The sequence below is a fragment of the Photobacterium angustum genome (genome assembly GCF_002954615.1).
GTDB classification, from domain to species: Bacteria; Pseudomonadota; Gammaproteobacteria; order Enterobacterales; family Vibrionaceae; genus Photobacterium; species Photobacterium angustum_A.
Genome location: NZ_MSCJ01000003.1, coordinates 460,175 through 473,987 on the forward strand (window position 1 = coordinate 460,175; position 13,813 = coordinate 473,987).

Below are 13,813 nucleotides of genomic sequence, written 5' to 3' on the forward strand. Positions count from 1 at the left end.
AGAAATAACTTGGCAACGATGAAAGATGTCGCGAAACTGGCAGGGGTCTCTACCTCGACAGTGAGCCATGTTATTAATAAAACCCGCTTTGTCAGTGATGAAATTGCAGAGCGGGTAAATAAAGCTGCGAAAGAGCTCAATTACTATGCACCTTCAGCCTTGGCACGTAGTTTCAAAGTTAACCGTACTAAAACCATTGGTATGCTGGTAACAACCTCAACCAACCCTTTCTTTGGCGAAGTGGTTAAAGGGGTTGAGCGTCATTGTTACCATAAAGGCTACAGTTTGATTTTGTGTAATACGGAAGGTGATCACCAACGTATGCACGAATCAATCAATACTTTGCTGCAAAAGCGTGTTGATGGATTAATTTTAGTTTGTGCGTCGCTAGAGGGTGAGCGTTTCGATATTTTTGAGCACTATGCTGATATTCCTGTCGTGGTTATGGACTGGGGACCTATGCTGTTCACTAGCGATAAAATTCAGGATAACTCGCTGCGCGGTGGTTATATGGCAGCGAAACATTTGATTGATTCGGGACACAGCGATATTGGTTGTATCACAGGTCCGCTAGAGCGAAACCAAGCTAAAATGCGTTATAACGGCTATTTAGAGGCGATGGATGAAGCTGGCTTTATTGTTAATCAATCATGGATAGTGGAAGGTGATTTTGAATGTGAAGGTGGCTATAACGCCTTTATTCAATTGCATGAAAAAGGAACATTACCCAGCGCTTTAGTTGTTGCTAATGACATGATGGCAATGGGGGTGATTAATGCCGCGAATGAGCTGGGTATTCAGATCCCTGAGCAGCTTTCTATTATTGGTTACGACGATATTCATATTGCGAAGTTTATCTCTCCGTCCCTTACAACCATTCACCAGCCTAAATATCGTTTAGGTCAAGCGGCTGTTGAGGCGCTACTGAAACGTTTAGATGCCCCTGATACTTTCCCCCAAGTGATTGAGCTAGAGCCAACTTTAGTTGAGCGAAAGAGTGTACGGAAGTTAGGTTTAGTTGATTGATTGTTTCGTCGTTTTGAAAAAGAATAAAAAACACCCAGCATAATTTATGCTGGGTGTTTTTTTATTTATGAATATTGGATAACAGCCATCACGAGTACGACAACCATACTGCTTAACATAGGCACAGATGTCCGTTTAACGACATCGATAGGCGTTAAGTCAGACATACCTGCAACGGTAATAATAACGCCAGCCACAGGTGACATGGTTCGACCGATACCAGCTGCAAATAAAATTGGAAGTAATGGTAATAGAGGGTTTACGCCAAAGTTTGTGGCAATTTGCGGAACGATTGGAATAAATGCCATTACTGGTGCGTTGCCTGAACCCGTTATAAAAGCGGTTAATAAAATAAAACCAGAGAAGACAATCACAATACCTGCAGGACCAAGATCAAAAGACTTAGCATTGCTAATTAGGGCGCTAATTGCGCCAATGTTGGTTAAACCTGCAGAGAAATATTCAGCTGCGATCATTAACGTTAGCACGCTCGCAAAGATCATACCTGTCCCTTTCAACCAAGCTTCAAAGTTATTGAAAGCACGTTGAACCGAACGGAAACGAATCGCTTCAATGAGAACACAAATTGTAATTGTCGACATCATTGCGATTGGAATCGTCATCGTTATTGATTCCATCACCATACTTGAAAAGCCGAATAAAAATACGAAAGGTAATACGGGGAGTAATGCGTAAAAGCCCGGTACCACATCGGTATTATCGTGTTCTTGTTCTAGTTTCTCGAGGTATTTACCACGATCATCTGCGGGGTTATAGCCATCCTTTCGATCACAGTATCGCTGCCAAACAATATTTACAACAGGGATAATAAGTAATAGTAACGCTTGGAAAATGGTTTGGTGGTGTACGACAAAATCCATAATTTCTACATTAATGGTGTTGGCACCAATGACGGCATTAATTTGTCCTGGGCCGTACTCCCATGCAGTTGGAATAACGATGGTCGCAACCGCTGTTTTAGCACTGACACCCGCGTTTCGTAATACAGGGTATAAAGTACCCATTAGTAGTAAAGATAGCGATGTTGCACCTGTAATAAAGACATACATGATAGAGACAAATAGCAACACAAGGATCAATAAGATGTATGGGTTTTTTACAGCCATCACTGGGCGAGATGTTGCTTTTACTAGGGCTTGAGATGCGCCAATGTGGTTTAAATAGGTTGAAACACCCGCGATAGAAACGAGTGTTAAACCGACTTTACCTAGTCGAGTGTTGGTTATTTCAGTAAACTTTTGCCATAAATCGAAGAATAGAGCACCTTGTGTTTGACCGTCAGGAAGAACAGGGTTGATGCCTGAAAGGGAAGCATAAGCTAGAAGGAATAAACCTGCGGTGATTAATGTTGCTTGAGGGTTAAACTTTTTTAGCATTGAATAGGCAACAAGCCCAACAATTGCAATCGTAAATATATATTCCATTTTAATCTCATTGTCCGATGATAAACAGGAATATTATTGATACCTGAATGGAATAAATATTGATCGTGAATAATTAATGCTTATATCTATTACTATGCGTTATTAAAAATGGAATGATCATCACTAATCTTGTAAAAGCAGAGTATGAGATTAGATAATCTTTTGTTTTAAAAAATTATTCTGATGATTTTTATTAGGTAACTTTGAACTTTTCTATATGACTAAGGTGTAGGTGATGCTGTCTAATTATTTTTTGATCTTGCTCTAAAAAATACATTGTAGTCTTTAATATGGCAAGCCATAGCAACAGTACTATCAGTGATGTTAAGTTAACTGAATATAAAGATTTAATATTGAATGCATTCTGATATAAATACAATACGGAAAGAAATCCAATAGCAATAAGAGAAATATCTTTATAAGTACTTAATATTTTATAAGAGTTGTCATTACGAAACTTATGGCTAAGTAATTCTTCGTCAATGGTTGTGGATAATAAGTGATATATTTTTGTTAGCGCAATGTATAGTTGCTGGTTATCAATATGCCTTAAAGATTGTTGCTCAATTTCATCTATTAAATCTATAGCAAAATTTATAGGTATATAATTTTCATTTACTTTCTTGATCAAGATTTGAAACTTACACACTAACTCTTTTTCTTCTGAGTATTCTTTTTTTGGGGGGATTTTCAATTGACAAAAAATATCTTCTATTTCAGTAAGTGTTTTAGAAGGAATGTTTATCATCAACATAACGTTTACCTGTCGTACTATGTGAAAGTGATAGCTGTATTCAATATAATTGTTTACTTGAATACAGCTATTTTATTAAATAAATGCTAAGAGTGGAGAAATACAAAGTAAAATACCTGTAATGATAATCAAGTTTGTTGATAATCCTTTGTACTTGTGGAGGTGAGGAACTTTATATACAAGATAAGCAGGAATTAGACACCCTACAATACCAAAGATAGGCGAACAAATTGAAGTAAAAGATAAAATCGGCAAGTTTAACGCAACGGCTCCCCATGCGATTAAAATAGTAAATAAGATCGTTAATTTACTTACTAATTGTTTGTTTATATTTTCTCGCTTATATTTTCGTTCAAGAATATTCATTGCCATACCGCTACATGCTTCTTTGAATGCGAGGAAAACACCAAAAAAAGAGGTCACAACAGCAAAAATATTAATGATTACACCTACAGCTGTTGCCCAACTACCAGGGAAAAAGTGTGCAATCATGGCCAACGCAGAGATGTTCTCTTGTTTTGCATGCATTGCTTCATCTTGGCTAATTGCAAAAGTAAACGAAAGAGCAAAGAAAAAAACAGAAATGAAGAGTACGGTAAATGCAATTTTCATTGCTCTCGAAGCCTTATAGCGCGCAACTTCGATGGATTTTTCATGCGAACGATACGAGATAACCATTGGACTCAATGATTGAATAAATAGAATAGAGGTTAATGTAAAAGGCAGTGTAATAATGGCATTTTTGATTAAAGGTTGCCAATTTCCAACTTCAGGCACATTAGCAAAGTCCCATTCAGGGATCATTAATATCCCCATTATCGCAACTAAACTAATTACTGTAACCGCCATTACACCAGATATTTTAAAAAGAATTTTTTCACTTTTTGAACCAATAAAACATAACAAGCAAATAAGTCCTAAGCCATAAAATACATTATGATTTAAATGATGTTCTGTTATCCCAAAAGAGTGTAAATATGAGGCGCTGTCATTAGTTACGGATAATGCATAAACTAATACCCAAATAACAAGCATAAGGAAATAAAGCGCACCAAGACATATTCCCCAGTTTTTTCCTAAATATCCAGAAATAACACCTGGGTAATCTGTACATTCTTTTGATTCAGCTAACGTATTAATAAATAACTTTTGAAATAAATACATTGCAGGGTAACCAATAACAGACGATAGTAAAAATACCCACAGCCCCATTACTCCTACTTGTACTGGAAGAAATACAATTCCTGCACCAATTGCCATTCCAATACTCATTACAATCCATCCAATATCTACATTATCGAATTTGATTGCTTCCTTCCATTCCTCTTTTGTCATGTTTGCTTTTTGGTGTAATGGAGTATTTATATCATTGGGTAGGGGAAAAGTATTAACTATCATTGCAATATCCTGTTATTAATTTTATGGATTATTCCCCGATATTATTAATGTTTTTTAAATTATATTTTTTGCTTATTGGTTAGGGTGTAAGTCATATCACATAAAAAACTCGGCCATATATTACAAATGTGATTAACATATTAAAAACATAAAATATAACATTTCATATATAAAATGTTATTTTTATATTATAACTTTATATACTTTTAGAAGTGAGACTAAATTCAAAGCAACTAAAAGTAATCTATGTAATAAGAGCTTGTGTTCATATTGTATATAATCAATTGTACATTGTTCGATTGTGTCGTATAGTACATCAAAAGAGAGCTATGCAATGACACGAGGTGTGTATGAGTCAATTATCTTTATTAAAAAAGCAATCCTTTCTGCCTTACTTTATTACGCAGGCACTGGGTGCTTTCAATGATAATCTATTCAAAAATTTTCTATTACTCGTGATCGTATTTTCATCACTGTACAACCAAGCTGAAAGTGCAATGCTGGTGAATCTTGCCGCTGGTTTGTTCATTTTACCTTTCTTTCTTTTTGCACCGTTAGGTGGGCAGTTAGCGGATAAATATGAAAAATCACGATTAATTAAGACGCTAAAACTGATCGAAGTAGGCGTAATGGCATTAGGTGCATGGGCGATACAAATGCACTCGATCCCTTTACTTTTGGGTTTATTATTTTTGATGGGGGCGCAATCTGCCTTTTTCGGACCCGTAAAGTTTGCATTGATGCCGCAACACTTAAAACAAAAAGAGTTGCTTGCTGGTAATGCATTGGTTGAGATGGGGACGTTTCTTGCGATCCTTGGTGGTACTTTATGCGCAGGTTTTATTTTTCATACTGAAGACAGTGCATTTACAGCCTCTGTTTGCGTTGTTGTATTATCTCTTCTTGGTTTTGTCAGTAGTCTTTTTATTCCAAAAGCATTACCGAATAACGCTGAATTAACCATTAATTGGAATCCAATTAAGCAGGTTGTAAAAACAATACGTATTACTAAACAAAACCGCACCGTCTTTTTATCTATTTTAGCCATTAGTTGGTTCTGGTTTGTGGGGGCGACTTATTTAACTCAACTTCCACATTTTGCTAAAACACTTATTAGTGATGATCCTCAATATGTCACAATGCTACTGACCATTTTTTCAGTTGGTATTGCGCTAGGGGCAATCATTTGTGAGAAGTTATCTGGCGATAAGATTGAATTAGGTATTCTTCCGCTTGGGGCTTTAGGTATGAGTGTGTTTGGCTTTGATCTGTATTTCTCAAGCCAGAATATTATCACCTCAAATTCAATGACTATGGTTGATTTTACGCTTAACAATTATCGTTTACTGCTTGATTTAATGTTACTTAGCGCATCAGGAAGTATCTTTGTTGTACCGTTAAATGCGTTAATTCAACAACGAAGTGAAAAAGAGCACCGTGCTCAAGTGATTGCTGGTAATAATGTTCTTAATGCATTGTTTATGGTTGGTAGTGCGTTATTCTCAATTGTGATGTTAACAGTCGTTCATTTATCAGTTCTTGAGCTGTTTCTTTCTATCGCGTTACTTAATGTGATTGTATCTATTTACGTATTTAGTCAAGTTCAAGAATTTTTAATACGTTTTATCGTTTGGATTATCTCCCGCGTTCTCTATCGAGCGAAATCAACGGGGCTTGATAATATTCCTGAAACGGGACCTGCTGTTTTAGTGTGTAATCATGTTAGCTTTGTTGATGCCATCTTAGTGGGGGCAGCTAGTCGTCGACCTGTTCGTTTTGTTATGGATAAAAATATCGCGAATTTACCTGTGATGAAATATTTCTTTAAATGGGCGAAAACGATCCCTATTTGTTCTCCAAAAGTATCAACTGAAATTTATAAACAAGCTTTTGATCAAATTGATAAAGAGCTTTCATCTGGCGAAATTATTTGTATCTTTCCCGAGGGGAAAATTACACGAACAGGCGAACTTAATGAGTTTAAACGAGGCATAGAACATATTGTAAAACGTAACCCTGTCCCTGTTGTTCCTATGGGATTGAAAGGGGTATGGGGTTCTATATTTAGTCGTAGTGGTCGATTTACTATTATGCGCGCAATAAAACGTTTTCGCTCTGAGCTTGAGGTTGTTGCTTCTACACCGATACCGGCAGAACAGATTTCAGCCGAAAAATTAGAAAAAGTGGTTTATCAATTAGTTAATAATTAGTATTAGCCGAGTCGGAATATCACAATTAATGCATTTGTGAGTGAGAGCTTTATCGACGTTGCCCATTTTATCTTTCTGATCTAACGAGTAAAAAACTCTTCCTATCTTCAATGAGGTTAGGAAGAGTTACGCGCATCATATTAACGTTTTTATATACCTTTGCAATAACCGCTAAATAGTTGTGAAAGGGTATCTAATACCATTTGAATACGCGCGGTATGAATAATATCTGCGTGTGTAACCAGCCAGATCTCGTAGTTTGCATTGAAGTCCTTTTCAGGAAAGATCGGTACGAGATTATCAATATCTGCCATAAACTTCGGTAAGAAGCCGATCCCTACGGCATTATTTATCGATGTTCTTAATAATAAACTGCTGTCAGCAAACAGTGCGATTTTTGCCTTGTCGATAGCTAAACCAAACAGTTTATCTGGGGACTTTTCTACCATAGGGGCATGAACGATCAGATCTAAACCTGCCAACGAATCGGATGTTTTAGGATAACCATGTTGATGTAAGTATTCACTGCTTGAATAGAGCCCCATTGGTGAGGTTAAAAGCAATTTTGTGACTAATCCTGGCGTATCTGGGCGAATATTTCTGATCGCAATATCAATATTGTGTTGCGTCATATCGCGTAGCGCAGTCGTAACATCGAGCTTGATGCGAATTTCAGGCGCAGACGTTCTCAGTTGCTTAATAGCATTAATAATAAAGTCAATTGCAATAGAATCGGTAGTTGAAAGGGTGATATCGCCTTTTAACTGCTGATCGAAGCCTTTAACTTTGTTTTGTAAAGTGAGGGCTGCTTGTTCCATTTCTATCGCGGCTAAGAATGCTTGATAACCTGCTGGTGTGAATTCGTAACCTTTATTGCTTCTAATAAACAATTGGCATTTAAGTGAGTTTTCTAAAATGGCGATGCGCCTTCCAACGGTAGCTTGATCGACATATAGCTGTTGTGCAGCTTTGCGTAGTGTTTTTTCTCGTCCTAATGCGAGGAGGTATTGCGTGTCGTCCCAGTTCATAGTGTGCTGCAGATTTGTTGGTATATAGAGAGATTATCGCAGCATTTTTAAACCTCTACTTCATTTATTATTTTCTTGGTCAAACAAAACTGCTTAATAAAATCAATGAGCTCAGATAAATGCTCACTTTATTTTGTTTTGCGGTTATTTATTTTTTGTATTCGAGGTTTGGATGAAAAGTATTATTGGTGCATGGGATTTATTGTCTTTTAAACACACAGTAATAGAGACAGGTGTTGAGTCCGATATTATGGGGGATACACCTTGTGGGCGGATTATTTTTACCAGTGATGGCTTTGTTAGTGTGTTTATTTCAAAACAAGGTCGGGAAGATTTTAATAAAGATAATGAAAAGCTCTATAAAACCATGATGGCGTATATGGGGAAATACACGTTAGATGGTGATAAGTGCAACTTTTATATTGATAGAACATGGGACCCTGATTGGATGGATTTGACACTTCAGCGTCAAATTGCTTTCGAGGGTGATATATTAGTTATTACTACGCTGCCACAAATTGGAATTGATGGAAAACTAAGTACAGCAAAATTAACGTGGAAGAAAAGTGAATAATCAACCTAATTATTCATATTAAGAGTAGAAATAATAATGAAAGTGTTATTGTACAATCAAAAGAAAGTTGCTTTGTTTTTAATTATATCAATCTCATTTTTAATGGGTATTGCAATTGATATTTATGTTCCCTCGTTGCCTGAGATATCGTCTTACTATCATACGTCAATAAAATATGCTGAACTGAGTATCTCACTATACTTATTGGGGTATGGCTTAGGGCAAATCGTGATCGGTATTTTGTCTGACACATATGGGCGTAAACGGATCTTTATATTCTCATCGTTACTCTTTTTAGTGGCAAGTGTATTATGTACAACAGTGAATAGTATGTTTGAGTTCAATTGCTTACGTTTCATTCAAGGTGTAGCTATCGCAGGGTTAGCTTCAGGGATGAGAGCAATCATTGTTGATTTGTTCTCAGGGTTAGAGCTGAAGAAAATGGCGAATTATTTTGCCTTAAGTTGGGCGCTAGGGCCGATTGTTGCACCATTTATCGGTGCTAATTTATCCCATTACCTAGGGTGGAAAGCAAATTTCTATTTATTCGCTATCTATGTACTTGTTATTTTATTTGTGTGTACGGCACTATTTGAAGAATCAAATAAAAGCTTAGTACCATTAAAGATAACTCATATTAAAAATAGTTTTTTTGAGATAATCTCACATAAGACATTTTTATTATTAAGTATTGTTTATGGTCTAAGTTATAGCTCTGTTTTGATTTTTAATACGGCTGGCCCTTATTTGCTAGAAGTCACTATGAAATACACGATATTAGAATATGGCTATATAGCGATGTTGCTAGGATGTGGTTATTTTATAGGTACTATTATAAACCGTATGTTAATTGTTCACTATAATAATGAAAATATTCTCAAGTTAGGAGTAACGCTAGTAATTATTACCGCATTGGTAATGTTAGTGATGGTGAATTTTTATCATAATCTTTATGTGATCATTATACCGTTACTACTGATGTTTTTATTTGTCGGTTTGATTGTGCCAAATGCGATCGCAATTACCATGACTATTTTTCCTGAAAAGGCAGGGTTTGCGACCTCATTATGTGGCACGATTGTCGGTATTATCGTGTTTGCTGTGACATCGCTCATTAGTGGTATCAATATGTCATCGGTGACATTAGCCTTTAGTTATGTAGCTGTATTTATGCTGGTTTACGAACTAAAAGTGTGGGTATTTACTAACAGAAAGCCTGAAATTTAAGAGAAAATTGATGTTATATGTGGGATGGAAATTTTTTAAATAGATTCTTTATTGAAAAGTAAATATCGTTTTTATCTTATCATTAAGCTGATGAGCATCTCGTATAACGTTGAAATAACAAAAAGGTCACACAGTTATGATCTACGTGGGTGGCGTAAGTGTTATGAGATGAAATAACGATAAAATCAATAGCGAGCTTTCGCTGTTGATTTTATTTTTAGTAGATTAAAGATTATAAATACTCGTAAATTGTAAAATATGTAAAAATGTGAAATTAACAGTGGTTTTGAAATGTTCTCTTAATAACCTTTAATAAAATGTGGTCTTAATCAAATTTAAAAACTTCACAATAGCGTAATTTCTCGCTCGCATTCGGTCTTTGAGTGTCTATTGCTTATATGGATATGCGAGTATCATGAAACTAAATAAAACAACCCTTGCCATAATTGTGGCATCTAGCATCGGTATTGGCTGGCTGACGCTAGGGGGAACACAAGTCATCCTTGATAAAACATCTAGCACTGAGTTCTGCCTTTCTTGCCATTCAATGGAAACCCCATATAAAGAGTATTTAGGCTCTGTTCACTTTAGTAATGCGAAAGGGATCCGAGCTGAGTGTTCTGATTGCCATATTCCACAAGAACCAATCGAATATTTATGGACAAAGATCCGCGCGACCAAAGACGTTTATCATGAGTTTGTGACCGGTAAGATTGATACTGACGAGAAGTACGAGCAGCACCGTGAAGCAATGGCGGAAACCGTGTGGGAACAAATGCGCGCTAATGATTCTGCGACTTGTCGTAGCTGTCATGATGAAGATGCAATGGAAACTTATGATCAGTCGGAAGATGCACAGAAAATGCACTTATATGCAGAGGAAAACGATCAAACCTGTATCGATTGTCACAAAGGTGTTGCACATCTTCCACCTGAAGCCAAAATGGATTCAACCGCTCTTGATCATCTGTTAGATGAAGCGAAAACAACCCCAACAGATGCGAAAATAGTGTATCCAGTACAAACGATTGCCATGGGAGATTTAGGTTCGATTAACCCAGCGACACCGCTAAAAAACCTTAAAGATGAAAATGGTAAGCGCCAAATAGAGCTATCGGGTTATCAGATGGAAGGTGCCGAGCAAGTACTGTATATGGGCGAAGGTCAACGAGCCATTATTGCTACCTTAACCAAAGACGGTGAGTCAGCATTAAAAGCTGGCGAATTTAAAACTGATGCTTACGGTAATCAATGGCGTCCAGTTTCTCTTGTTGCGACTATCGAAGCGCCAGTGCTTGATAGCCAACAGCGCCTTTGGGACTACGCTGAACAGCTCGATAACGTGTTCTGTTCAACCTGTCACGCTAAGATCCCTGCTAATCACTTTACTGTAAATGCATGGCCTTCAATCGCGAAAGGTATGGGCGATCGTACGTCTATTTCAGCAGAAGATCTTGAGATCTTAACGAAGTTCTTCCAGTACAACGCCAAAGATGTGGTTGGTCACTAAGCATGAATAAGGAAATTACCATGATGTCATTATCACGCCGCCACTTTTTAAAAGGCGCGACGGCTTCTGTTGGGGCATTGACGATTGCTAAGGCGATGCCTGTTTGTGCAACGACCACCGAGCCACAAGGAAAAGCGGTGTTATCGGCAGCTCACTGGGGCGCAATGCTGATTGAAGTGCAAGATGGCAAGATTGTGTCATCGAAAGGCGCATTGCCAGCAACAGTTGAAAACAGCTTACAAACCACAGCGAAAGATTACGTTCACACCAAAGCACGTGTGAAATACCCAATGGTACGTAAAGGTTATTTAGATAATCCAAATGCACCACAAGGTAAACGTGGCAGTGATGAGTTTGTACGTGTGAGCTGGGATCAAGCATTAGATTTGATTCACGCTCAACATATGCGTATTCGCCAAACTTATGGCCCTGAGTCTGTATTTGCAGGGGCTTACGGTTGGCGTTCAAGTGGCGTATTACATAAGGCTCAAACATTATTACAACGCTATATGAGCATGGCTGGCGGTTACTCAGGCCATATGGGTGATTACTCTACAGGTGCTGCACAGGTGATCATGCCGCACGTTGTTGGCTCGATTGAGGTATATGAGCAGCAAACGACTTATCCTGTAGTGTTAGAAACCAGTGATGTGGTGGTGTTATGGGGCTTGAATCCGCTTAATACTTTAAAGATCGCGTGGAGTGCGACTGATGGTGCGGGTCTTGAGTTTTTCCACCAATTGAAAAAATCGAACAAGACCATTATCGCGATTGATCCTATGCGTTCTGAAACCATTGAGTTCTTCGGTGATCGTGCAGAGTGGATTGCACCGCACCCAAGTACTGATGTGGCAATGATGTTAGGTATTGCTTATGCATTGGTTGATAGCGGTCAGTACGATAAAGCTTTCTTAGATAAATACACCGCAGGTTATGACAAGTTTGAAGATTACCTCTTAGGTAAGTCAGATGGTATTGCTAAAACACCGCAATGGGCATCTGATATTTGTGGTGTACCAGCAAAACAGTTAACGATTTTGGCTGATATCTTTAGTAAAAATCGTACTATGCTAATGGCTGGGTGGGGGATTCAGCGCCAGCAATACGGTGAACAACGTCACTGGATGTTGGTGACGTTAGCGGCAATGTTGGGGCAAATTGGTTTACCTGGCGGGGGATTTGGTTTCTCTTACCACTATTCTAATGGTGGTAACCCAACGCGTGATGCTGGTGTATTACCTGCTATATCTGCAGCCATTGATGGTGCCTCTTCTGCGGGTAACGACTGGGCAGTATCAGGGGCTATGAACAGTTTCCCTGTCGCACGTATTGTGGAAGCGCTAGAAAATCCGGGACAAACTTATCAGCATAATGGTCATGAAAAAGTGTTCCCTGAGATTAAAATGATCTGGTGGGCTGGTGGTGCCAACTTTACTCACCACCAAGATACTAACCGTTTAATTGATGCGTGGCAGAAGCCTGAGTTAATTGTTATTTCAGAACCGTATTGGACGGCAGCAGCAAAACATGCCGATATTGTTTTGCCTATTACCACTTCGTTTGAGCGTAATGATTTAACCATGACGGGGGATTACAGTAATCAACATCTCGTGCCAATGAAACAAGTGGTTGAGCCACAATTTGAATCACGCAATGATTTTGATGTATTTGCTGATATGGCTGAGCGTTTAAAAGCGGGCGGTCGCGGCGTGTATACAGAAAATAAAACAGAGATGGAATGGTTAAATGGCTTCTATAAAGAAGCACAAGCAATTGGCCGTCAAAATCGCATCGCAATGCCGAATTTCACTTATTTCTGGAAGAAAAACCAATTGCTTGAGATGAAATACAATACGCAAAATGCCAAGTTTGTTCGTTACCAAGCATACCGTGAAAATCCCATTATGAATCCACTAGGTACACCAAGTGGTAAAATTGAGATTTTCTCGAAAACTATTGAAGGTTATAACTATCCAGATTGTCCTCCTCATCCAACATGGCTTGCGCCAAATGAGTGGGTCGGAAATGCCAAAGATGGTGAATTACAGTTAATGACCTCTCATGCGGCGCATCGTCTTCATAGTCAGTTGAACTATGCTGAACTTCGTAAAGAGTACGCGATTGCTGATCGTGAGCCGATCTCGATTCACCCTGCAGATGCAAAACTGCGAGGGATTAAACAGGGAGATTTAGTGCGTGCTTACAATCACCGTGGGCAAGTACTAGTAGGCGCTTACATTACAGATGGAATTAAGCAAGGCTCGGTCTGTATTCACGAAGGTGGATGGCCTGATTTAGATCCTATAACAGGTATTTGTAAAAATGGTGGTTGCAACGTATTGACGGGAGATATTCCAACGTCACGCTTAGCAAACGGCTGCGCAGGTAACTCTTCTGTTGTGAAAATTGAAAAATACATAGGGCCAATATTGCCATTGACTGCATTTGATGAGCCAGCGATAGCGTAATGAATGTTTAACCTATCAATATAAACATAAGCCGTAATTATGATTTGCGGCTTTTTTATTTATTAAGATTTTGGATAATCGGTCGATATAGTTTATGTATTCGGTTAATAAAGATCTTTAATTGAACTTGTTTGATCAAGATCTCTAAATTATCGAAAAAATGTAACTAAATT

At 38.0% G+C, this 13,813-nt stretch carries 10 protein-coding genes; 6 read left to right on the forward strand and 4 right to left on the reverse strand.

Features of this window, described 5'->3' with window-relative positions:
* The first annotated feature begins 9 nt into the window (after positions 1 to 9).
* Complete coding sequence (locus tag BTO08_RS16730) at positions 10 to 1,026, forward strand: substrate-binding domain-containing protein (protein WP_105061770.1); 1,017 nt, start codon at positions 10 to 12, stop codon at positions 1,024 to 1,026.
* A gap of 65 nt (positions 1,027 to 1,091) precedes the next feature.
* Here the strand turns inward: BTO08_RS16730 and dcuC are convergent, their stop codons facing one another.
* The 3 genes from dcuC to BTO08_RS16745 all read right to left on the reverse strand — a co-directional run bounded on the left by dcuC (position 1,092) and on the right by BTO08_RS16745 (position 4,623).
* A complete protein-coding gene (dcuC, locus tag BTO08_RS16735) occupies positions 1,092 to 2,471 on the reverse strand; it encodes a C4-dicarboxylate transporter DcuC (RefSeq protein ID WP_105061771.1) in 1,380 nt (459 codons plus the stop codon).
* Between the two features lie 193 nt (positions 2,472 to 2,664).
* Positions 2,665 to 3,225, reverse strand: a complete 561-nt coding sequence (locus BTO08_RS16740; protein ID WP_105061772.1) for a hypothetical protein — start codon at positions 3,223 to 3,225, stop codon at positions 2,665 to 2,667.
* Positions 3,226 to 3,300: 75 nt separating this feature from the next.
* Entirely contained in the window at positions 3,301 to 4,623 is a 1,323-nt protein-coding gene (locus BTO08_RS16745; RefSeq protein ID WP_198038495.1) for an amino acid permease, read from the reverse strand.
* Between the two features lie 350 nt (positions 4,624 to 4,973).
* Here BTO08_RS16745 and BTO08_RS16750 point away from each other — a divergent pair, with 350 nt between their 5' ends.
* Positions 4,974 to 6,833 (forward strand): MFS transporter, encoded by a 1,860-nt coding sequence (locus BTO08_RS16750; RefSeq protein WP_105061773.1) that lies wholly within the window; start codon positions 4,974 to 4,976, stop codon positions 6,831 to 6,833.
* Positions 6,834 to 6,982: 149 nt separating this feature from the next.
* On the opposite strand, the gene BTO08_RS16755 is transcribed toward BTO08_RS16750, so the two are convergent.
* A complete protein-coding gene (locus tag BTO08_RS16755) occupies positions 6,983 to 7,861 on the reverse strand; it encodes a LysR family transcriptional regulator (protein WP_105061774.1) in 879 nt (292 codons plus the stop codon).
* 172 nt (positions 7,862 to 8,033) lie between these two features.
* On the opposite strand from BTO08_RS16755, the gene BTO08_RS16760 reads away from it, so the two are divergent.
* The 4 genes from BTO08_RS16760 (at position 8,034) to BTO08_RS16775 (ending at position 13,640) form a co-directional block, all read left to right on the forward strand.
* Positions 8,034 to 8,435: a lipocalin-like domain-containing protein gene (locus tag BTO08_RS16760; protein WP_105061775.1), complete on the forward strand. Its 402-nt coding sequence runs from the start codon at positions 8,034 to 8,036 to the stop codon at positions 8,433 to 8,435.
* Between the two features lie 36 nt (positions 8,436 to 8,471).
* Complete coding sequence (locus BTO08_RS16765) at positions 8,472 to 9,662, forward strand: MFS transporter (RefSeq protein ID WP_105061776.1); 1,191 nt, start codon at positions 8,472 to 8,474, stop codon at positions 9,660 to 9,662.
* 415 nt (positions 9,663 to 10,077) lie between these two features.
* Positions 10,078 to 11,172 (forward strand): NapC/NirT family cytochrome c, encoded by a 1,095-nt coding sequence (locus BTO08_RS16770; RefSeq protein ID WP_105061777.1) that lies wholly within the window; start codon positions 10,078 to 10,080, stop codon positions 11,170 to 11,172.
* Positions 11,173 to 11,192: 20 nt separating this feature from the next.
* Positions 11,193 to 13,640: a molybdopterin guanine dinucleotide-containing S/N-oxide reductase gene (locus tag BTO08_RS16775; protein WP_105061778.1), complete on the forward strand. Its 2,448-nt coding sequence runs from the start codon at positions 11,193 to 11,195 to the stop codon at positions 13,638 to 13,640.
* Positions 13,641 to 13,813 lie beyond the last annotated feature (173 nt).